Origin of the sequence: Scytonema sp. PCC 10023 (assembly GCF_963920835.1) — a bacterium.
Classification (GTDB): domain Bacteria; phylum Cyanobacteriota; class Cyanobacteriia; order Cyanobacteriales; family Nostocaceae; genus Kalymmatonema.
Window position 1 is genome coordinate 19,802 of the sequence record NZ_CAWUDP010000077.1, and the last position, 21,032, is coordinate 40,833.

The window sequence follows — 21,032 nt, forward strand, 5'->3', positions numbered from 1 at the left end:
CGATTTTGACGTAAGTCAAAGGCAGGGTGGGGTTCTTCGCGAATTAAGGGTAATTCAGCCGAGTTCATATCTAAAGAGGCTTTTCTAAATTATATTGATGTCCGCGTAGCACATTCACTGCCTGGTGGATGCCCTCCCGATTCAAAGGAAACATCGGCACATGACATGCAATCTGGGCAGCGGTGTTATCTTTCCAATATGACTTAGGCAGGGGATTCAGCCAAACATAGTTTAAAGTATAAGCGCGGAGTGCTTTGATAAAAGAGATAGTATCTAATAGACGTACGACGTTGTAAAATTTACGCACAGCACCAGCATCACTTATCACTACTACAAATGCATCGGCGGCATATTTCTGGAGAACTTCCTCCAACAAAATAGGAGAGAGCAAATCAGGATCTTCGTAAAGGTAACCTGTTTTGAGGGGTGTTATCTGGGGCAAAATGTCATCAAGAACTGGAAAGAGTTGCTTACCTAGAGGTTCTAGCACTTGCTCATCAGCACCTTCAGCAGGAACGTTGTGAAAGTAATAAATTGCTGTTTCTTCCAATCTCCCTGCTTGTTGAATTGCTGTGCAAACCTCTTCACAAAAGCGATGGAAAGAAGTCATTGAACCCTGACGATCCAGTAGCAAAAGTAACCGCGCAACGTTGCGGCGTCTCGGTCTTAACACAACAGAAGCTGCAATTCCCTGTTGACAACGTCGGGCAATTGTGGAATCAACATCCAGTTCTGTTGCTGCTCCCACCCGCACCGGACGCCGTAAGCGCCGCCAAGTTTGAGCCACTTCTCGATAGGTTAATGGGAATTGCGGTACGAAGATAAATCGACGTTCCGAAAGTTGCACATCCTTGAAGGAAATCGCAGGTAAGCCGCTACGAGGTTCAATGACAGGCGTTTCCTCACGCTCTTGATGCTCCTGAACGTCCCGATGCTGCTCTTTTTTTGATGAGTCTGTAGCATCAGCATCAAAATCTTTTTCCGCTTGCACAGAAGACAATTGCCAATCTTCGTTCTTTGGTACAAGTTGGTTAAACAGGGCAGTGAGAATTTCCTGTTCTTGGCGCGACTTTGCCCACAGAGAATTGCACAAATCCCGCAGTGCTTCTTTTGATGACCAACCGAAGCCAGCTTCCAAGGACTGTCGCAGTGTTTCATAGTCATCTGGTGTGAGTGGAAACCCACGACGACGTAGCTTTTGAAATAACTCCCAGAGAAACGCGGGTAACTTGGATCGCTTCACTGCTTGCCAAAAGCCTCCATTGCACGTTGGCGATCGCTCTCTTGTTTGAGCAACGCTCCCAAATACGGCAGTTTGTCGAGTTCTTCTACCGGAGTTTTTACCGCTTCTAGATAACCCACCCAGTCCAGCAGTTCACTCAAACCCGGTCGTTTGCTGAGGTCGAGTTTGCGAAGTTCTAACAAAACTTCGATAGCTTTTTCGCTCAATTTTTGGTTAGAAATCTCGTGAGTTGCTAAAACCTGTTGCAAAAGTTCTTCTGTTTCGGGAAATTCAACGTAGTGAAAAATGCATCGGCGCAAAAACGCAGTCGGTAATGCTTTTTCTTCATTATGTGTGACAAACACAATTGGGCGTAATGCTGGGTTGTCACCAACGGCATAATATATATCTGGAGCCTCAGTGACCCGAAACTCTAACCGATCCAACTCCCATAACAAATCGTTGGGAAAGTCGAGATCTGCTTTGTCGATTTCGTCAATTAGCACCACTGAACGACGCCCATATTGAGCGCGGGCGATCGCTCTTCCCAAAGAACCTAAACGAATATAATTGCGAATGTCTCGACTACGTTCTCCTTGAGCCCCTAACTGAGCATCATAAAGGCGATTAACAGCATCGTAGGTGTAAAGTAAATCTTGGGCACGGCTGGTGGATTTAATATAACTGACTTCTAAAGGCAAGCCCAAAGCATAGGCGACAGCGTAGGCTAAACGTGTTTTCCCACAACCTGGTTCGCCTTGTAACAGTAAAGGACGACCTAGGGCGATCGCCAAATCAACCGCTTCCGCCAGTTTCTTGTCAGGTAAGTAAGGTTCCTTGTATATCTTCTTTTTTGGAGGGTCTTTCTCAGGTACGGGAGCTACTTGCGAATCTTCGACTTCAACAGAGTCCGGCAAGGATTCGTAAGCTATGGTGGAGTAGTTGGTAGACGTATCAACAGAGCGCTTTGACATCAGCTTAAATCCTTTGCTCAAGTTCTTCCATAAAAGCTTCTGCTGAAATGTTTTGTTGCAAAAGTTGCATAGTGTAGTCTAAATAGTCATACACAGATCTGATATCCAATAGTTCACTTTCAGGATTGCCTAAACAACAGCCAGCAATCATCTTTTGCTTCCACTGAAGCATAACCTGTTCTGCCCATCCCCGAGAGGTTGTTGCCTTGACAACCCATCGGTGTATATGCGCTTTTGTAAACTTTGGAGGTTTCAGCTTAATCACCCGTTTGGGAAAAATACTGTCTTCACTGCCCAACATAATCATGATTAAGCAGTGTTCAAGATTGTCTCTGAATGTAGCAGATATTTTCAGCCAGAAGTCATCAGGAATACTGGAATTTTGGTCGAATACCTGAACTTGGATAGGACAGATGATGTTGCTAGTATGTAAGAGCTGCTTGTATCCTTCGATAACTCTGACTGCCCTATCAACAGAATTGACCAGAGGATTTAGCGTCAGAGGACGTTTGATTTGAATATTCCTTCTACCAACTTCGTCCTTCAGACGCTGGCAGAAACTCTCCCGAAAAGCATCATCGTCACAGGGTACACTTAATCCAAAAAGTACCCGCTTTTCCTCTAATTCGAGCAAGCATTCTTCAATTAATAAATCTAAGTCAAAATAGCATGGATTTAGCAATGTATGGGGTTGTTTTATTGTCGGTTCTATTTTTAATAATTCTTCACACATTCTCTTCAACTGCGAGTTACCGGAATTGCCGCCACAGTCTTCATTACGTGCAGCAATTAGCAGATTTTCCAGATTCCCATTACTTTCAGCCCAATCAATCAGTTGGAAGACAACTTCCTCATCGTTTTCACCTGTTGCGATCGCGTCCAGATTTTCCTCTAATCCGAAGCGAACCATCTGCTTCAATTTTGCTCGATTAGGAAACGCACTAAGTAGTGCTAGTTGTAACTGTCGGAACTGTATACCGTTTAGTGGCATTGTGCTGAGTCACTTTAGTCCATATACACTCTAATAAGCTAAAACACATTTAAATGGCATATTTCCGGTTGCGTTTCGTTTTATCTTTTGCCTTTCTTCCCTTTCTGCCAACTCTGACTATTAGACTGTTTGGTAAATTCACCTTTAGGAAACAGCCGCGCTTCTAGTTCTTCATAACTCCCTTCAAAGTCACACTTACCATATAAAGGACATTTTCGGCAATAAACGCCTTCGGTGTAACGTTCTAAGTTCTCGCGGTTGAAAAAATAGGGTTTGTGGCTAAAGGTGCTGGCTACCCACTGCCATGACATATTATTACTTGCCGGATCACCATCTAAAAGGTGTTCGAGAAACCACTTTGCTCCCGCTTGCCAACGAGTGCGCCGCCAATGGACAATGTAAGCTGCTATCCACATCCTTGCATGGTTGTGTAAGTAGCCGATTTCTCGCATATCATGGCTGAAGCTGTCGATGCAAACTCGTCCTGTGGTTCCTTGTTTGATATCATCCGCTAACTCAGGTGCATATTCAGCGACAGTGTACCCAGTTTTGTAATCCTCTTGGTCTTTCCAAATACCATCACCTAGCTTGACATATAGCCGTTGCCAGTAGTCACGCCAACCCAACTCGTTAATGAGTTTAGTAGCATCGTCTTGGGACTTAACGCGTCCAAGAACGTAATCCCGAATTTCTCGTAAGCTAAGAACGCCGTAACGAATGTAGGGCGAAAGCCGCGTTACAGCACCCGTGAAAAAGTTACGTGTTTTCGCGTAGCGTACTGAGTCTACTTTTTGCAGTACCGCCTCAGCGGCTTTGCGTCCACCGACGATTTTGCTGATGTGGCGATCGCGTTCTGCGGCTTTGGGGAATTGTTCTGTGAGGTAGGCTACCAACTCATCGCGGTTGGCAAAGTCCCGTTGCATATCTTTAGTCATTTTACGTCAAAATAGTAGGTTAAAATAGCCAGACGAGTAAAGCCCCAGGTTTACAAATAAAGGCTGCCGATCCAGGCTAATTTCCTATTATTGCGTATCTATTGCACCACCCACCATTTCACCATTTGTTAGGAAATTTTCACCATACAATGGTTAATATCACTTCTGTTTATTGAACGATGGTTCAAGTCATACAGGCTCAAAATGTCACTCTAGCTTATTTAAAAGAAAAATTTGGACTCCAAAAGTCAGTAAATGATGATTTTTTTACTGAATGGTTTGACAATCTATCTGAAATTACTGATATAGAAAAGCAGTATTTAGACCGAGTGAAGACTAACTATCTTAGCTTGGTTGAAAATGCTCCCCTTTTAGAAGATGCGGTGAAATTGGTGGTGTTGTCTCCCTTGCTAGATTTGGCTGGTTTTTATCGTCCTCCGTTTCACATCGCTACAGAAGAAACTATAGAAATTAGCGAAGAAATTATCACCGAGGACAAAGAAAACGCACAAGATAAAAAAGAAATTATTAAAGGTAAAATTGATGTGCTAGTTCTCCAACACCAGTTGTGGTTATTGGTAATAGAATCTAAAAGGTCTACTTTTTCTTTATTTAAGGCAATACCCCAAGCACTGACTTATATGCTGGCTAATCCTAAGCCTGAGCGTCCTGTCTATTCATTGGTCATCAATGGGGAAGATTTTCAATTTATCAAGCTTTATCAGAAAGATACACCCTTTTATGCTTTATCTGATAGATTCACTTTATACAGAGGCGATAATGAATTATATAAGGTTCTCAGTATATTAAAGAAACTGGGTACAATTTTAATTTGATAATTATGTCTAGTCGTCCTATTTACCTAGATTGCCACGCTACTACACCTGTAGATGAACGGGTACTTGCTGCTATGCTACCCTTCTTTACAGAACACTTTGGCAACCCCTCCAGCATCAGTCATGTTTACGGTTGGGAAGCAGAAGCTGCTGTGAAACAAACGCGGGAAATTTTGGCAGCAGCAATTAACGCAACGCCAGAAGAAATTGTTTTTACCAGTGGCGCGACAGAAGCGAATAATTTAGCTATAAAAGGTGTTGCTGAAGCCTATTTTCAAAAAGGACAGCATATTATTACTGTTGTCACTGAACATAGCGCAGTTCTTGACCCTTGCAAGTATCTTAAAACCCTCGGTTTTGAAATAACATTCCTTTCAGTCCAAAAAGATGGGCTGATTGATTTAACTGAGTTGGAAAAAGCTTTCCGTCCTGATACAATTATCGTTTCCGTGATGGCTGCAAATAACGAAATAGGTGTGTTGCAGCCATTAGCAGAAATTGGCGCTATGTGTCGGGAACGCAATGTCCTTTTCCATACCGATGCAGCACAAGCTATTGGTAAAATACCCTTAGATGTGCAGGCACTAAAAATTGATTTAATGTCACTAACCGCACATAAAGTCTACGGACCCAAGGGTATCGGTGCGCTGTACGTTCGCAGGCGCAACCCTAGAGTACAACTAGCCCCGCAGCAGCATGGTGGTGGACATGAACGGGGAATGCGTTCTGGTACTTTGTATACACCGCAAATCGTAGGATTTGGTAAGGCTGTGGAGATTGCTTTACAAGAACAAGCCAGAGAAACCGAACGCCTCACACAACTCAGACAAAGATTGTGGGAACAACTTTCTCAGGTTGAGGGAATTCATCTCAATGGACATCCCACTCAGCGATTACCGGGAAATCTCAATATCAGTGTTGAGGGAGTGGATGGTTCTGCACTGCTGTTAGGATTGCAATCAGTGATGGCGGTGTCTTCTGGATCTGCTTGTTCTTCGGCAACGACTGCCCCTTCCCATGTTCTCACGGCACTGGGACACTCAGAACAGCTAGCCTATGCTTCGGTACGGTTTGGTATAGGGCGCTTCAACACGGCTGAGGAAATTGACAAGGTGGCAGAACATACAATTTCTACTATTCAAAGCTTAAGAAAACAAGATTTATTTGCAATGCGTAATCGCTAACTGGTATTAGGTATTAGTTATTAGACTTCTTGCAAAAATAGGATTGATGAATTTTTGAACCACAGATGGACACAGATAAATATTGATGTTTATTTGTGTCCATCTGTGGTTTAATTTCAAAAAATTGAATGAGTGCAAGAGTTCTATCGGTGAGGTGTGATATACGCAGGTTTAAAAAACAATATGGCACAGTTATCCCAAAGCCTGAAAGCTTTAATCCGCCAAAAACTTAAAGATACTAGAGCGCTTGGGCGAGGTGATACATTTCACTATGCTCGTGTACAAGACATACAAAACTCTTCCCATTACTGCTATCAATGGAGCGAAATTACTACTCCAATTAAACAGCGTTCTGGTTTTCCTCAGGTGAACGAAAATCGCCTCTGGAATATGCAACTGGCGGCGAAAGGTATTCATGGACTACTCTTAAACTCTGGACAAATTTTTGACTTTTGGCATCGTGTCGCGCGTCCTACTGTGGCTAATGGTTTCCGGGAAGGACCAACTTTGGTGGGAAATCGCTTAATGACTGATGTGGGAGGCGGGTTGTGTCAAATTTCCACCTCCTTGTTCCAAGCGCTGCTTTGGGCAAATTATGAAATTCTAGAACGCTACAACCATTCAATTGATGCTCATGGAGAAACGCGCTTTTTCACTCTTGGTCAAGATGCGACGGTGGCTTATGGCTATAAAAATTTAATTGTAAGGAACAATAGCCAAATTCCCTTGCAGCTACGCTTACAGGTTTTGGGTGAGAAGGCTGTGGTTGTGGCGAGTGTCTGGGGTACGGAACCAAAGCCTGTTGAAGTGAAGATTTCTTCAACTGTTTTAGAGAAACTTCCCCCAACTAGCACTGATGGAATGTCCGGTTGGCGGGTAGAAACAGTCCGTTATGTGCGCCCAAAAGAATGTCCGACGACAGAATGGCAAGTTAACTACCGCACACTCGATATCTATAAACCCCATGTCAAGCTACAACAAAATCTCAGCCAAATCCCTGCATAGTTTTTTGGATTCAGTACTCTCACCTTACCAGCTACGAGAAGAAGTGGCTGGGGCGCTGAAGACGCATTTGGTAGAAGCAAACCTTTGGGGAATGGACTCTCACGGGTTGCAGCAAATTATCGGTTATGTCAAAAGTCTGCAAAGTGGACGAATTAACCCCCAGCCTCAGTTGCGCGTGAATTCAGAACGCCCGACGATGATTCGGATTGATGGCGATCGCTCTCCCGGACAGTACGCGGGTCAAGTCGCAATGGATACAGCCATTGCTGCTGCACGTCAGTTTGGCATGGCAGTTGTTGGCGTTACCAACAGCAATCATTTTGGTATGGCAGGTTACTACACGCGCATGGCTGCTGAGGCGGGAATGATTGGCTTTGCTACAAGTGATACCAATGTTGTAGACCTTGCTCCCTATGGGGGAAGCAAAGCAAAAGTCGGCAATAACCCGATTTCCTGGGGAATTCCGACAGGGACACCGCAACCCGTCATTTTGGATATGGCAGCAGGGACGGTAAGTGGTGGTAAAGTGAAGCACTTTGCTTATCAGGGTTTACCGATTCCTTTGGGCTGGGGACTTACGGAAGCAGGAGAACCTACTGACGACCCGAAGCAGGTGGCGGTGAATTTGCCAGCTTCTTACAAAGGTTCTGGGTTAGCGTTCATCGCAGATTTGTTGTGTGGTCCACTGTTGGGAACCGCAGCAGCTATGTTTAAAAATAAGGCAATTCATGATGGTGCTAATGGTACAGGACATTTATTTTGGGTGCTAGATGTGGAAGCTTGGACAAATCGAGAGGAGTTTGAGCAACAGGTGCAAAGTGCGATCGCCTCTCTTAAAGAGACTCCCCGCCTCGACCCAAACCAACCTATTTACTACCCAGGAGAATTAGAAGCAATGACTCGCCAAGAGCGTTTGTTGACGGGTATTCCGATACCTCAAGCTTTAATTGATAATTTGGCAGCTTATTTTGGGGAAGATTGTGTTTCTATGTTTGGAAATTAATATTAGACTTCTTGCAAAAATACGATTTATGAATTTTTGAACCACAGATGAACACGAGATTTACACCGATATTTATCTGTGTTCATCTGTGTCCATCTGTGGTTTAATTTCAAAAAAATTGAATGAGTGCAAGAGTTCTATTATGTCCGGTAAATTAACCGAAATTCTGGCAGAACCCCACCCCGCTTTTGGCTTACACCAAAGCGCCCCTCCCCGCTTGCGGGGAGGGGTTGGGGGTGGGGTGTTTCGGGATTTATAAGTGCAGGCAGCGAACTTGATATTATTGGGTGCAAGACAAGTGCGAACAATGGCTGAAAGACCCAAGTTATTTATAGTATTTCTGTACTATGCGTAAGTCCTAGATTATTTAAACGGACTTGATATAACTGGTAGTCAGAATTTCACACTTATTCGAGAAAATTCCGCAACGCTCTTCGCGCGAGACAACCAAACGGAGCGAAAATGTTCAGCTATTGGGAGTGCTTTGATAAACTCCTGCACGGATTCTAATTTCCATTCCAAAGGTGCAGTCGGTGATATCTGAGTTGCTGTTGCTGCATAACGTAGAATTGCTTCCATCAACGCCGCTACCTCGATAAGAGGTTGTGTGTGCAAAAAGGAGGGAAAAATACGAGCTTCAAAGGTATGTTTGTTAGGGATGGGGTGAATCAGGTTTTTGAGGTTAAAGTCACAATATTTTGTTAACTCAAGTTTGGCAAGACGAGCCTGAGCATCAGACCAAGGCAGATCGCAAAAATCTGATTCATTGATGAGTACCAACAACTCCTGATCCCACATTCCTAAGCGTCTGCATCTGGAATTAGTTCCTACCAATCGTTTTAGATTTTCCCCATGTGTCCATAAGAGATTCACTAGATTAGCGAAAACCTGTGCAGAACATAAGGAGATAGCATCGAAGTGCAGGTGGGTTGCACCTTCAGCGGGAATTGTGAAGCCAAGAACGCGTGCTGCTGATAGGAGAACCTCCAGGCGATCGCCATGATTGGTATCAATAGGCGGGGTAATTAACTCACAAGGACGTTCTCGTTCTCCTGGTAGAGGTGCGGCGATCGCAATCGGATTGCCTGTATTATCAGCAACACGTACCATCCCCCCAGGTCCTGCTTCCGCATAGGTAGAAAATAAACTCGCAATTGGTTTCAGGACTGTGGTGAGAGAGTCAGCAGGATCAGCTTGGCTGTTCACCAGTTGCAGAAGTCTGGTATCATCGCTGACAATTCGATACCATCCTGGTTTGGGTTTTTGAGTTTTGTCCAAGTCGTCCTGAAGGGTGAGATCATCCACACATCTTGCAATCAAACGCCCCTGTTGATCAATCACCTCAAACCCCAAAGTCAGATTTTGGAACAAGGGAGTTCCCGGAACCTGACTTGGCTCAGACTGAGGATGAAAGACACGACGCACTTGTGCATCATGTTGTTGGGCTATTAACTCTGCTAAGTCCTGTCTGCTGAGTCCCCGAGGTGCCATCAGCTCAATTTCAAAGCCAATTTTCCAGTTTAAAGACATAACTGTTTCGTAATCACATTCACCCTGCACTTCCTAGATCTAGCGGCGAGAATATCGTAACGCTTGTTCAATCATCTCGTTATTGCCCAAAATTAAGTTGCGCTCAATGCGTAGTTTTGCATCCATAGGTGAGCGATCGCCCCAAAATCTAGCAAGTGCTTTTGCATCATCATAGGAATAGTTTGACTCTCTAAAAAATTTGTAGGAGCTTGGGTTTCTGGCTGGTCTCACCGACTGTAAAGCGTTCACCCTTGCATCTACAAGAAACTGGTTGAGGATGGCAACATTTTCTGGACCCGAGATAATCTTTCTGCCCATTCGAGCTTTGGCATCGCTTACCGACTGTCCCCAGTAATCTGCCAAAACACGTGCATCCCAATAGTCGTATTTGCTATTAAAAAAAGCTTGAAATTCTTGTTCTTCTGTCCGGTTTTGTGCTAATAAAATATTGCTGTTCTCTCGTTGAGCGCTCAATTGAGTTGATAGGGTAGTGCTACTAGTCTCTTGGGCAACAGCTGCATTAATAGAAGTGCCAACAGAACATAGCAAACTTAATAACAATAAGAAAATCTTAAAATTACATTTCATTTTGAATCAATCCTGTATTTTGAATATTTGATTTTGACTTTTTTTCTGGACAATAGAGGTACTAGTTTGACCTAATAATTACTCATAAAATCTCTTTTTTTCTCTCTGCGCCACGCCAGTCGCCTACGGAGGGAAACCCTCCTGCAGCCCTGGCTCCTCTGTACCTCTGCTGTTTTAAAGTAATTTAACCCGATTAGGCGCTCCAGAACACAGAGTAAAGAGGTTAAAAAGGAATTCAGTTTTGGAGTTTTCTCCCTTGATTTGATTGATGTTTGGTTTCAATTATTAATACAGTCCTGAAGAAGGATTTTTCTGAAAATCGCAGAAATTTCTAGTATAGGACTCCTCCGCAGATTTTTGAACGACACGTAGGGTGGGCAGTGCGAACGCAAAACCCGGATGTAGTGGGCAAAATACGGTAAGCACTGCCCACCCTACAATACTTAAGATTTTTCATAAATCCTGCGCGGATTGCTATAGCTTGATCAAGCTTTAATAATTTGCGGCTTTCTGTCCAACAGAACAGCAACGAGCAGCAAAAAATCAAGTCACTTCCAAAAGATATTGCATATATCATCGTTTAGCTGCGCTACTGGACTGCTTGCAGCACAGTTTCTATTGCTCGCTCTTTTTGCGGATCTGCACCTTGAGCATACTCCAATGAGAATGGAACATTAATATCAGGCGCGACTCCTTTACCTTCCAACCGTTGATTTTCGTTGATCAACACATCTGAAACTGCTAAGTAAAGGAAGCTACCATCTGACATCAAAAAAGGACGACCAGCAACCACTGCTCCCGTTGTCTTGGAACCAACTACAGGTCCTATTTTATGTTGCTGGAAAGCATAAGCCAAAATTTCTTTACTACTTCTGCTCCCTTCATTAATGACCATAACCACAGGCTTCTTCCATTGAGAAATATAAGTATATCTTTTGCCATTGCGGGGAATACTGGTAATACTAGGACCTTTTTGTGCAGTGAAGATGTTGAGATAACCAATATCTCCTCCACCCCAACCATCTCGTAAATCCAAAACCAACGCTTGTGCATCTCTAAGGCGACCGTAGATCAGGTCTTCTCGAAGTTTCTCCTGATCTGGGTCAGCAGCATTTGACCAGATATGAACATAGCCAATTTTCTTACCGTTGCGTTGAATAACCTGGGTACTGGCTTGCTGCGCCTCCAGAAACATGGTAGACGCGTCGAACATCTTGGGAGTCACAGCAATGTTTTCTTGGCTCTTGGCGTCAGGTGTTCTTTGAATCAACAGCGTGACTTTCTGACCTGCTTTACCTGCAAAAGATTGTATCGGCTGGTAAGGACGATTATCTACGCTTAAGAGTTGGTCACCCACTTTTAACCCAGTTTTAGCAGCTGGACTTCCATCGAGAATACCACTGACAAAGGTCTTACCGTTAATGTCTTTGGTAATTGCACCAATACCACTGTATTCAATCTTGCCTTTTGGGAAGAACTTCTTTAACTGCTTTTGAAAATCGGGGTTCCTTGCTTGAAAGATTCCCAAAAGCTGGTAGTATGCTGGCTCATTTGGAATGTAAAAGCGGGTGTGAGAAGTTTGTAATTCCGAAAGCATCTGATTGATAACACCAGCAACTTCTTGAATAGACTTGGTTCGCACGGCTTGAGGTTCATATTTTTGCCGCATTGCTTTCCAGTCCACTCCGTTAAGTTTTGGGTCGTAAAAGTTTTCGTTTACAGTTTGCCAGACTTGTTCAAAGACTTTTGTCTCTGGTTTTGCCAGCGTTTTAGGTAATGGCGAGGTCAACAATAAAAGCAATACTGAGACACTTATCAAAATTGCTGTCGCAAACCTATTTAACTTCGGGAGTCCAAGTTTTTTCATTGTGTCTCCTTTGCGGTTGTTCTTCTAGGGTAGATGCGTTGCACAGACGTAGCATGCTAAGAGGTCATTTACTATAAAGTAGGGTGTGTTACGGCATTGTCAGGAGTTGAAAGTTTGAGTCAGTGAGAACTTGCCGTAACGCACCGCATTTGTTGGTGCGTTGCGCTTCGCTATAAGGCACCCTACAATTTCTACAGACGTTGTAGAGACGTAGCATGCACTTTCATTACATGATTGATTTGTTAGACAACGCTGATAGAAGAAAATCCTTTGCTATTAGTTCCGCTTTTTCCTAAAACGTTTCACTAACAACTCCACCTCTGGCAACTTCATCAGACTTACTAATATTGCAAACACTCCTAATCCGACACTTCCAGCAACACTCAATTGCAACAGTTGCCTCAGCATCCCCTCGCTACCTAAAAGAACTTCATAACCCCAGCTTGTCAACCAACAGGCTACACCTGCCACTCCACTAGCACCAATCAAACCCAATATCGGTAAACTCCAGTCCCGCAACGGTAAGCCATCAAGTCTGCGATGCAAGTACCACAACATCATCAGCATTGCTGTTAAATTCACTCCGATTGAGGCGAGAACTAAACCTGGTACCCCAAAAGCTTTAACTAAAAAGTAATCCAGTACAATGTTTAGTAAGATGTTCGCCACAGTGATACGAAAAGGCGTCTGCCCATCTCCTAAAGCATAGAATACCCGCACCAGCAAATCTCGCCCGACACTCGTAAATGTGCCTAAACCATAAGCTATGAGCACAGACGCCACAAGTTTAGACGCTGAGAAATCAAACGCCTGACGCTCGTACACTACCCTGACAATTGGCACAGCCAGAGTCATCATCAAAGCTCCCAAGGGTAGCATAGTCAGGGCGGTGAGGATTAAGCCCTGACGAATTCGCAATTTCAGCGCTGACCAATTTTCTGGGGTGGCTAATTGTGAAAATACGGGCATTAACGGTATCAAGATGACACTTGTAAGAATGCCTTTGGGTGTTTGGGCGAGCAGTCCGGCATAGTTCAAAGCAGCGGCTGCATGGGGAATATAGGAGGCAAAAAATAAATCCACATAGATGTTAATTTGCGTCATGCTAGAAGACAGGGTGGCAGGAGCCATAATTGCGATCGCCTGTTTCACACCACCAGAGCCAAAGTCAAAGCCCAGGCGTAGTTTACCCATACCCTCCCGCCACTGCACCAGAAGTTGAACTAGCCATTGCAAAACAGCACCGGCAAGGGTTCCTCCAGCCAAAACCCAGCCTCCTAATTGCAAGTATTCTGGAGCGTTGATTTGGTTTCCTAGTCGTAGTGCTAAAAGGAACAAGCCAAGCATGACAGTGATACTTGATAGCATTGGGCTGATAGAAGGTAGCCAGTAATGCTCTGCTGCATTCAGCGTGCCAAAACCAAGGCCAATAAGCCCAGAAAGAAGAGCGATGGGAGCCATAATCTGCAATTGTTGGATGGCGATCGCCCTAACTTGCTCTTCCAAACCCGGAGCCACTAAATCAATAAAAAAACCAGCAAAAATAATTAAACCAATCGTCACCAAGAGTAAAACACCGCTAATCAAGGTGGTAATCGTTTCTACCAAAGGAGCTGCTGCTGATTTCTCACGCTTTGCCAAAACACTAACTAAAGTGCTGTGTAACGGTCCATTGATACCACCTAGCAAAACTAACAAAAAGCCGGGGATAATGTAAGCATAATTGTAAGCATCCGCAACTGCACCAACTCCAAAAACAGCCGCAACGCAGGTAGAACGCAATAGACCAAAAATTTTGCTGATCACAGTGGCAACAGCAACAATTCCTGCAATTGAGGCAAGTGAGCGCTTCATTTGTTTCCATTTTTATGTCTTGCATACTACTCGTTATATACTGGTTGCAGTAAACCTTTGTCACCCAATTTCCTCAGTGTGCCAGCCAAAGATATCTATCACGATACTGTTAAGCGTGCCTTACAAAAGGATGGCTGGACAATTACCCACGACCCATTTCCGCTTCAAATTGGCAACAAGCGTTTATCTGCCGATTTGGGTGCAGAACGTCTAATTAGTGCTAAAAAAGAAACCCAAAAAATTGTTGTAGAAGTCAAGAGTTTTGTGGGACAGTCTAATGTAAAAGATTTGGAGCAGGCTTTGGGGCAGTATGTTCTTTATCGCCAAGTACTTAATGAAATGGGTGTGGAGCGAAGTCTCTATCTTGCTGTTTCTCGACCAACTTTTAACACCGTGTTTACCATAGAATTGGGACAAGTTTTACTAAAGAACCAAATTATTAAGCTAATTGTCTTTGATGATGAAAGTGAGGCTATTGTCCAATGGATACCCGATTAAAATACCAGGACATCATTAAAAGCATATTACAAAAACACGCCGAATATCGCGCTGCTCTGCCTGACGGCTATGACTCCCAAGTTCTATTTGATGATGAGCGAGGACAGTACTTAGTCTTGGACATTGGTTGGAATGGCGACAAGTATCTCCATGCAACACCAATTCACCTCAATTTAATTGGTGACAAAATCTGGATTCAATATGATGACACAGAAGAGGGGGTTGCTACCGATTTACTCGAAGCAGGTGTTCCCAAAGAAGATATAGTACTTGGTTTTCGTCATCCCAAAGTACGGCAGCATACAGGATTTGCCGTGGCATGATTGTTTGACAAGAAAAGTAGCAATGAATACTATCAACGAATTCCATCGTAAAGATGGCGATCGCCCGCATCTTATCCACAATTGACTACACCCCCCTGATATCATTTCCAAAATTCTGGTTCCACCGTTCTAAGGAGGTTTCTAGAATAACCGAAATCAATTGCTGATAAGATAGCCCAGCCGCACGAGCAATTTGAGCAAAAGAACGCTGTGGGTGCAAGGTTGCATCGGCATTAATATCCAGCAAATATGCCTGTTCATCTGGTGCTATGCGAAAGTCAAAGGTTGCATAGTCCAAAGGTCCGAGTAGCTTCATCAATTGCAGCGCGACTTGCTGAAGCTTTTGCAACTCTGGGGAAGATAAATCAACCCCAATTTTCTTAAAGTTTCCCTGACGTTTAGCTTGCAAATCCAAAACTTGCTCATTCAGTGGTTCACCCATTGCGTCTACTGTTTCCACCGCACCTATCAATAACGTTGAAGAATTGCCCACAACACCCACTGTGATCTCACGACCTGCAATGAATTCTTCACATAAAATTGGTACTTGAAATAATTGGTGTAATTCCTCAACCTCTTGGCGCAGTGCAGTCAATCCCTTTTGGTTATCAAACCGCCACAACCCCAGTGAATAGCCTTCACAAGTTGGTTTCAAAATTGAAGTTGACCAAAAAGGCAAAAACTGGATATCCTCACCTCGGTTGTATCGATACCAACGAGGTGTCAAAATTCCCCACCAATGCAACACAGGTTTGAGTAAATCTTTATTCAGAGTCAAACTTTTTGCCGTAGCATCACCGCCAGTATAGGGAATACCTAGTTGCTCTAAAATCGCTGGTGCTAAAGCGGTACGGTTGCGGGAAAGCGTTCTGACTGAAAGATTCCAGACAAAATCCGGTAGTTCCTTTAAGCGCCACCGTTCTAACAAATTATCCAGAGTCCCAATTTTATCAACTTTGTAACCTAATGTTGTTAAACTCTCTGCAACTGCTTCCACTTCTTCTGGTTCGCGCCAGTGATAATGCGTTTTTTCCTCTGCTTTTGGGTCTGACATGATGTCAGCCTCAAGCTCAAATAGCAATCCTATTGTGACCACTGTTTTATTTTTTACTATTATATAGCTGTAATAACCCGGAGTAAGGTACACAAAGAAATAATGAACCACACATGGACAATAAATAAAAGTTTTTCCTCTGTCTTCCCCCCTCAAGAGGGGGGAATGAGGGGGGTGGACACAGATAAATAATTACTTCATTCAATTGAATTGCGTTATATTTCTTCCATCCAGCAAGTTTTTTCGTCAATTGGAACTAGCATAACTCCCGACTTGTCTAGCCCCCGTCGTACTTGCTGCCATTTTGCTACTAGTTGCATGGGTGAACCGGGAAGAATACCCACGAGTTCCAGCTTTCCGTCTTCATGAGTAAGGATATAACGAAAGCGCTTGACTGGTCCACTGCAACGCTGACGGACTGCTTCTATCAACTGCATTCCCTCTACAATTGGTAGTTGAAAAGAAGTCGCATGCTTGACGGGACGGGGGTGAAATAAGTACTGAGGGATAACGCCATAACGATGGAGGCGTTTGAAGAGTTCAGTTAGGGTGTTTGGGGAATCATTAATGCCTTTCATTAGGGCAATTTGGGAAGTCAGTAGACAACCAGCTTGTTGTAATGCTTCTAAGGCGCGAATGGATGCTGGGGTGATTTCACGCGGATGGTCGAAATGGGACTGGATGACGATTTGAAATCGAGATTTATATTGATGCAGTACATTCAACAATTCTGGATCTGTCGTGAAGCGACTTGGTAGGAAGGCGGGGAGTTTGGTGCTGATGCGAATTTGCCAGATATGAGGGATAGACGCTATTGCAGCGAACAGATTAGCTAGGCGGCGAGTACTGGAAATCATGGGGTCGCCACCGGAAAGCAACACGTTGTCAATTTCTGGATGTTCAGCAATGTAGGCGATCGCTTCTTTTAAATCCTCTATTGTCTCTTTCACCAAAACATCACGACTCATCAGTCGCCTGCGAAAACAGTAACGGCAATGCCCTGCACAAGCTTGGGTAACAATTAACACTGCCGTTTGGTCGTACTTGTGCTGTAAACCTTGCACGACTGTAGAAATTTCTTCCCCACTGGTATCAAGACTACCAGACTTATCCTTTTCCGATTCCGAAGGCAGCAACAACTGACGCAAAGGATCATCCGGGTTTTGCCAGTCCACAAGTTCAGCATAGCCTAGAGGAACCATCATCGGGAAGCTTTGCTTTGCTTGTGTGACGCGATCGCGTTCTGCTGGCGATAGAGGTAACCAGTCTTCTGCTTGATGCGATCGCCTTAAACTTTCAATTAACTCCTCTTTCCAGTCTCGCCCCGATAAGCTGTTTTTTTCAACTATGTTAAAGTCTGTGTTTGTCATTTCATGCATTTTGACAATGAAGTTATCATCTGTGTTCTAGTGAACGAAATCGAAATACCAAGACTTACAGAACCAATAGACTTCTTGCAAAAATACGATTTATGAATTTTTGAACCACAGATGAACACAGATGAACACAGATAAATATCGGTGTAAATTTCGTGTCCATCTGTGGTTTAATTTCAAAAAAATTGAATGAGTGCAAGAGCTCTAGTATAAACCAATACGGTTGCTGTTAAGAGAATTAATCTACCGTTAACCAATGCAATCTTACGTTGCATCCGAAAGTTCTACACACTGGAAATTCATATCGTTCAGCCCTTGGATAAATCCTGCTCACGCGTTGGTCAACCTTATTCATTCGTGCGGAGGTTATACCCGGCTTTGAGGCGGCATTCAGGCCCAACCAAACATGCTAATTAACATCAAAAACGAGTATTCAAGTTGGGCATTTTGCCAAGGTTGACCAACGCGTGAGTAATTTTAATGAAACCCTAACTGAACCGTATTGTAATATAAACTTGTTTACTTTGCTTCTGTCTGTATTCTGTATAGGTTTGACATCCTCACCGCCCTAAAAGTGCGGTGATTCCAAACATCACTGTTTGGGCTTCCTCTTTCCACGAGTCGGCTTATCTTGAGGAATTACTTCACCAAGACAGAGGGAGGTCCCGACAAGAGGCGTGACTCCCCGTGGGGCACACGGTACGTAGTGCCTTTTCTAATATGTTTCGTGCTGCATTGTGGTCTCGGTCTTGAATGTGTCCGCAATGAGGACAAGTATGGGTTCTAGTTGAAAGCGTCTTTTTCACGATTTTTCCGCAATTCGAGCAGTTTTGGGAAGTGTAGTGAGGCGGTACAGCAACTGTGACCACTCCAAACACTTTTCCAAAATACTCGACCCAACTACGAAATTGAGTCCATGCAGCATCACTAATCGATTTGGCAAGGTGTCTATTCCTCACCATATTGCGCACCTTCAAGTCCTCATAGGCTACCAAGTCGTTAGACTGGACTACGCACCAAGAGTCTTCACTGCAAAGTCTTTACGTTGCCTACTTACCTTGAGGTGTTTCCGAGCCAGCCTATTTCTAAATTTCGCCCTATTCTTGGAACCTTTTTCAGTCTTAGAAAGACGACGTTGTTGCCGCTTTAAAGACTTCTCACTAGAGCGCAAGTGTCGTGGATTGGGAACCGTCTCCCCGTCAAAGTCAGTGTAGAAGTGTTTCAATCCCACATCAATCCCAACGGTTTTAAACGTTGGTTCCCTCTTCTCTTACGCGTTCTTGGTCAATGCAAAACTGAACGTAATACCCGTCTGCTCGACGTACAACCCGAACACGCTTAAATTGCTTAACTTGGTAGAAGTGAAGGACACGGGTTCCCCACATTTTGAAAGTTCCGGCTTCAAAACCATCCGAAAAAGTGATATATCGTCGGTCAGAAGAAAGTTTCCACCCGGTTGTCTTGTACTCTACACTTCCGTGAGTTTGTTCTTTCTTAAAGTTGGGATATCCTTTTTTACCCGGAACTTTCTTTTTACAATTATCGTAAAAACGCGATATTGCAGACCACGCTCTTTCCGCACTAGCCTGTCTTGCCATTGAGTTTAGCTTCTTTGCCCATTCAAACTCTTTGGCTAAGACAGCACTTGGGAGCCGAAAGTTCATATCGCCCAATATCACGATTGTCCATCCAGTACCTAACGCAACTGTTTCTAACAAACCGAGCAGTACGGATAGCTTCGTCTAGCCGTCCGTATTGCTCATTTGTTCCTTCCAGTTTTGCCTCAAGTACCAACATTGTTACGTTGAACTCGTTAACGTAATTATAGCACAAATTTAAAAAGCCGTCCTTCTAGGACGGGGCTTTAAACCCAGTTTTTTGGTAAGCACAATTAACTGATGCACTTAACCCATAAAGGACAGCTAAATTCTAGCTGTCCCTGAAAACATGAAAGAATTTGCTCTATTTACAACCAATCAACTTGCGCTCGCTCTTGCACCACGCGCTTGTACACATCCTCCGTTTGCTTGGCTAATTTGGACCAACTGAAGCGTCTTTCTAAATCCTCATAAGCGTTATCAGTTAGCCATTGCCGATAACCTGGGTTTTTCAACACTTCCAAAATACCCCAAGCTAGAGAATCCGGATTGTTGGTGTAAGTCACTATACCTGTTTTAGTATGTTGCACTACTTCTGGAAAACCACCAGTATCAGAAACAACCACGGGTACGCGAGAGGCAAAGCTTTCTAATGCAACAATACCAAAGGGTTCATAGAGGCTGGGGAAAACAGCACAGTCAGCGACGGTTTGAAATTTATCTAAGTACTCATCAGATATAAAACCCGTAAAATAGCACTTGTGCGAAATTCCCAGATCCCAAGCTTGCTTTTTGAGATGGTCGGTATTACCGCCACCGATAATCACAAACTTGACGTAACCCCCCATCTCCCACAACACCTTGGGAGCAGCGCTTAGCAATAGAGATATGCCTTTTTCATAAGTCATGCGACCAACGTAGTAAACGATTTTCTCGCTGTCTTCAGCAAATTGACGACGAAAATCCTGAGCGTGAAAATCTTCGTGGTGCTGCTTCTTTTCTGGTCGGATACCGTTATAAATAACATCTACTTTATCCCACGGAGCTTGTAACGCCCGTTCTACTTCGCGCCGCATATAGTCGGTGCAAACGATAATCCGCCAAGCATTGTAAGCTAGAAGGACTTCTTTGCTACTAATATAACGTTGAGTTTCAGTGTTAATACCGTTGTGCCGCCCATGTTCAGTTGCGTGAATAGTTGCAATGAGGGGGACTTTAAAGTTGTGCTTGAGGGCGATCGCTGCATCCCCAACCAGCCAATCATGTGCGTGAATGATATCAAATGGTCCTTCCTCTAGCATCAGCTTACCACCGTGATGTCCCATGCTGTCGTTCAAATTGACGACCCAGTGGAAAAAGTCGTTACTAGCAGCCACAGGTACGCGATGTACCCGCACTTTCTCAACCACTTCATACATTGGTGCATGACCAAACTCTGGTGTAATCAGGTGAATTTCATGTCCTAGCTTGACAAGTTCCGGGTATAACTCTCTTACATGACGAGCAATTCCCCCAACTATCCGAGGCGGAAACTCCCAGCTCAATACCAATATCTTCATATATTTCTATGCCCAACCCTTTACAAATCTCTAATCTTTTACATTTATCTCAAGATACAAGTTTGGTTACTATTACAAGTACCTAAATGGAAATTTTTTGATTTTTTTAATATTTTTCGGAAAAAAGTAATGGTAGCTACATTTTGAAAGAAGGAGTCAGAACTCAGAACTCAGAATTCAGAATAGTTTCTTGACTCCCAATACTTTTCGGATAAGACTTGATCCCCCCTCCTCCCCTAAAAAGAGGGGAACTATTTGCCCCCAAGGGATCGGGGGTTGGGGGATCTCATAGAAGGGAAACATCACTAACCGAAATGTATTGTCTTGACTGCTTGTTGGCAGTCTTCAAACTCCGAGCTTTACTTAAGTGTTCTTCAGTGTAAATGCGTTGGTTCCCTAACGTGCGGTCTGGGATTAACTTCTCTTCTTGTTCCCATCGCCGCAAAGTTGAAGCAGACACTCCAATCATCTCACCGAATTCTGCAATCTTTCACATAAACTTACTCCTAGTAATTAAGTATGAGTAAGTTTAGCAAACTATTTCACGATTCAGTCATACTCCTGGTTCATAACTTCTGTCTTTCATGGATGGAGTTGTTCTGACTCAAGAATTGTTGTATTCTGACTTCTATTCT

Annotated in this window: 18 protein-coding genes and 1 pseudogene; 6 read left to right on the forward strand and 13 right to left on the reverse strand. The window is 43.7% G+C overall.

Annotated elements, in window-relative coordinates; all coding sequences use genetic code 11:
* Positions 1-70: 70 nt before the first annotated feature.
* The 4 genes from ACM0OZ_RS34590 to ACM0OZ_RS34605 form a co-directional block, all read right to left on the reverse strand.
* Positions 71-1,243, reverse strand: a complete 1,173-nt coding sequence (locus ACM0OZ_RS34590; protein ID WP_414587358.1) for a hypothetical protein — start codon at positions 1,241-1,243, stop codon at positions 71-73.
* Positions 1,240-2,196, reverse strand: coding sequence for an AAA family ATPase (locus tag ACM0OZ_RS34595; RefSeq protein WP_414587359.1), 957 nt, complete (start codon positions 2,194-2,196; stop codon positions 1,240-1,242). Before ACM0OZ_RS34595 ends, ACM0OZ_RS34590 begins: the two co-directional genes overlap by 4 nt.
* Positions 2,197-2,200: 4 nt before the next feature.
* On the reverse strand, positions 2,201-3,187 hold the full coding sequence (locus tag ACM0OZ_RS34600) for an effector-associated domain EAD1-containing protein (RefSeq protein ID WP_414587360.1): 987 nt from the start codon (positions 3,185-3,187) through the stop codon (positions 2,201-2,203).
* An 80-nt stretch (positions 3,188-3,267) separates the two neighbouring features.
* Positions 3,268-4,122 carry an FAD-binding domain-containing protein gene (locus ACM0OZ_RS34605; RefSeq protein ID WP_414587361.1) on the reverse strand — a complete coding sequence of 285 codons (855 nt, stop codon included), beginning with the start codon at positions 4,120-4,122 and terminating at the stop codon, positions 3,268-3,270.
* Between the two features lie 179 nt (positions 4,123-4,301).
* Between ACM0OZ_RS34605 and ACM0OZ_RS34610 the strand changes: the two genes are divergently transcribed.
* From ACM0OZ_RS34610 to ACM0OZ_RS34625, 4 genes are all read left to right on the forward strand, one after another.
* A complete protein-coding gene (locus ACM0OZ_RS34610) occupies positions 4,302-4,958 on the forward strand; it encodes a restriction endonuclease subunit R (RefSeq protein ID WP_414587362.1) in 657 nt (218 codons plus the stop codon).
* 5 nt (positions 4,959-4,963) lie between these two features.
* Complete coding sequence (locus ACM0OZ_RS34615) at positions 4,964-6,142, forward strand: IscS subfamily cysteine desulfurase (RefSeq protein WP_414587363.1); 1,179 nt, start codon at positions 4,964-4,966, stop codon at positions 6,140-6,142.
* Positions 6,143-6,325: 183 nt separating this feature from the next.
* Positions 6,326-7,147: a VanW family protein gene (locus ACM0OZ_RS34620; protein WP_414587364.1), complete on the forward strand. Its 822-nt coding sequence runs from the start codon at positions 6,326-6,328 to the stop codon at positions 7,145-7,147.
* A gap of 4 nt (positions 7,148-7,151) precedes the next feature.
* Positions 7,152-8,150: an Ldh family oxidoreductase gene (locus ACM0OZ_RS34625; RefSeq protein ID WP_414587365.1), complete on the forward strand. Its 999-nt coding sequence runs from the start codon at positions 7,152-7,154 to the stop codon at positions 8,148-8,150.
* A gap of 393 nt (positions 8,151-8,543) precedes the next feature.
* On the opposite strand, the gene ACM0OZ_RS34630 is transcribed toward ACM0OZ_RS34625, so the two are convergent.
* The 4 genes from ACM0OZ_RS34630 to murJ all read right to left on the reverse strand — a co-directional run bounded on the left by ACM0OZ_RS34630 (position 8,544) and on the right by murJ (position 13,989).
* Positions 8,544-9,680 carry an amidoligase family protein gene (locus ACM0OZ_RS34630; RefSeq protein WP_414587366.1) on the reverse strand — a complete coding sequence of 379 codons (1,137 nt, stop codon included), beginning with the start codon at positions 9,678-9,680 and terminating at the stop codon, positions 8,544-8,546.
* Positions 9,681-9,719: 39 nt separating this feature from the next.
* A complete protein-coding gene (locus ACM0OZ_RS34635) occupies positions 9,720-10,268 on the reverse strand; it encodes a hypothetical protein (protein ID WP_414587367.1) in 549 nt (182 codons plus the stop codon).
* 589 nt (positions 10,269-10,857) lie between these two features.
* Positions 10,858-12,135 (reverse strand): S41 family peptidase, encoded by a 1,278-nt coding sequence (locus ACM0OZ_RS34640; RefSeq protein ID WP_414587368.1) that lies wholly within the window; start codon positions 12,133-12,135, stop codon positions 10,858-10,860.
* 276 nt (positions 12,136-12,411) lie between these two features.
* Positions 12,412-13,989: a murein biosynthesis integral membrane protein MurJ gene (gene murJ, locus ACM0OZ_RS34645; protein ID WP_414587369.1), complete on the reverse strand. Its 1,578-nt coding sequence runs from the start codon at positions 13,987-13,989 to the stop codon at positions 12,412-12,414.
* A 57-nt stretch (positions 13,990-14,046) separates the two neighbouring features.
* Between murJ and ACM0OZ_RS34650 the strand changes: the two genes are divergently transcribed.
* Together ACM0OZ_RS34650 and ACM0OZ_RS34655 are read left to right on the forward strand one after the other, a co-directional pair.
* A complete protein-coding gene (locus ACM0OZ_RS34650; RefSeq protein ID WP_414587370.1) occupies positions 14,047-14,487 on the forward strand; it encodes an element excision factor XisH family protein in 441 nt (146 codons plus the stop codon).
* Entirely contained in the window at positions 14,472-14,810 is a 339-nt protein-coding gene (locus tag ACM0OZ_RS34655) for a XisI protein (protein WP_414587371.1), read from the forward strand. The genes ACM0OZ_RS34650 and ACM0OZ_RS34655 overlap by 16 nt, the downstream gene beginning before the upstream one ends.
* A gap of 85 nt (positions 14,811-14,895) precedes the next feature.
* Here the strand turns inward: ACM0OZ_RS34655 and ACM0OZ_RS34660 are convergent, their stop codons facing one another.
* From ACM0OZ_RS34660 to ACM0OZ_RS34680, 5 genes and pseudogenes are all read right to left on the reverse strand, one after another.
* Entirely contained in the window at positions 14,896-15,864 is a 969-nt protein-coding gene (locus ACM0OZ_RS34660) for a D-alanine--D-alanine ligase family protein (RefSeq protein WP_414587372.1), read from the reverse strand.
* Positions 15,865-16,079: 215 nt separating this feature from the next.
* On the reverse strand, positions 16,080-17,234 hold the full coding sequence (locus tag ACM0OZ_RS34665; protein ID WP_414587373.1) for a KamA family radical SAM protein: 1,155 nt from the start codon (positions 17,232-17,234) through the stop codon (positions 16,080-16,082).
* Between the two features lie 598 nt (positions 17,235-17,832).
* Positions 17,833-19,037, reverse strand: a pseudogene (locus ACM0OZ_RS34670) (RNA-guided endonuclease InsQ/TnpB family protein).
* Positions 19,038-19,206: 169 nt separating this feature from the next.
* Complete coding sequence (locus tag ACM0OZ_RS34675) at positions 19,207-20,397, reverse strand: glycosyltransferase family 4 protein (RefSeq protein WP_414587374.1); 1,191 nt, start codon at positions 20,395-20,397, stop codon at positions 19,207-19,209.
* Between the two features lie 286 nt (positions 20,398-20,683).
* The gene (locus ACM0OZ_RS34680; RefSeq protein ID WP_414587382.1) at positions 20,684-20,884 is read right to left on the reverse strand and encodes a MerR family transcriptional regulator; all 201 of its coding nucleotides are present in this window, start codon (positions 20,882-20,884) and stop codon (positions 20,684-20,686) included.
* Positions 20,885-21,032 lie beyond the last annotated feature (148 nt).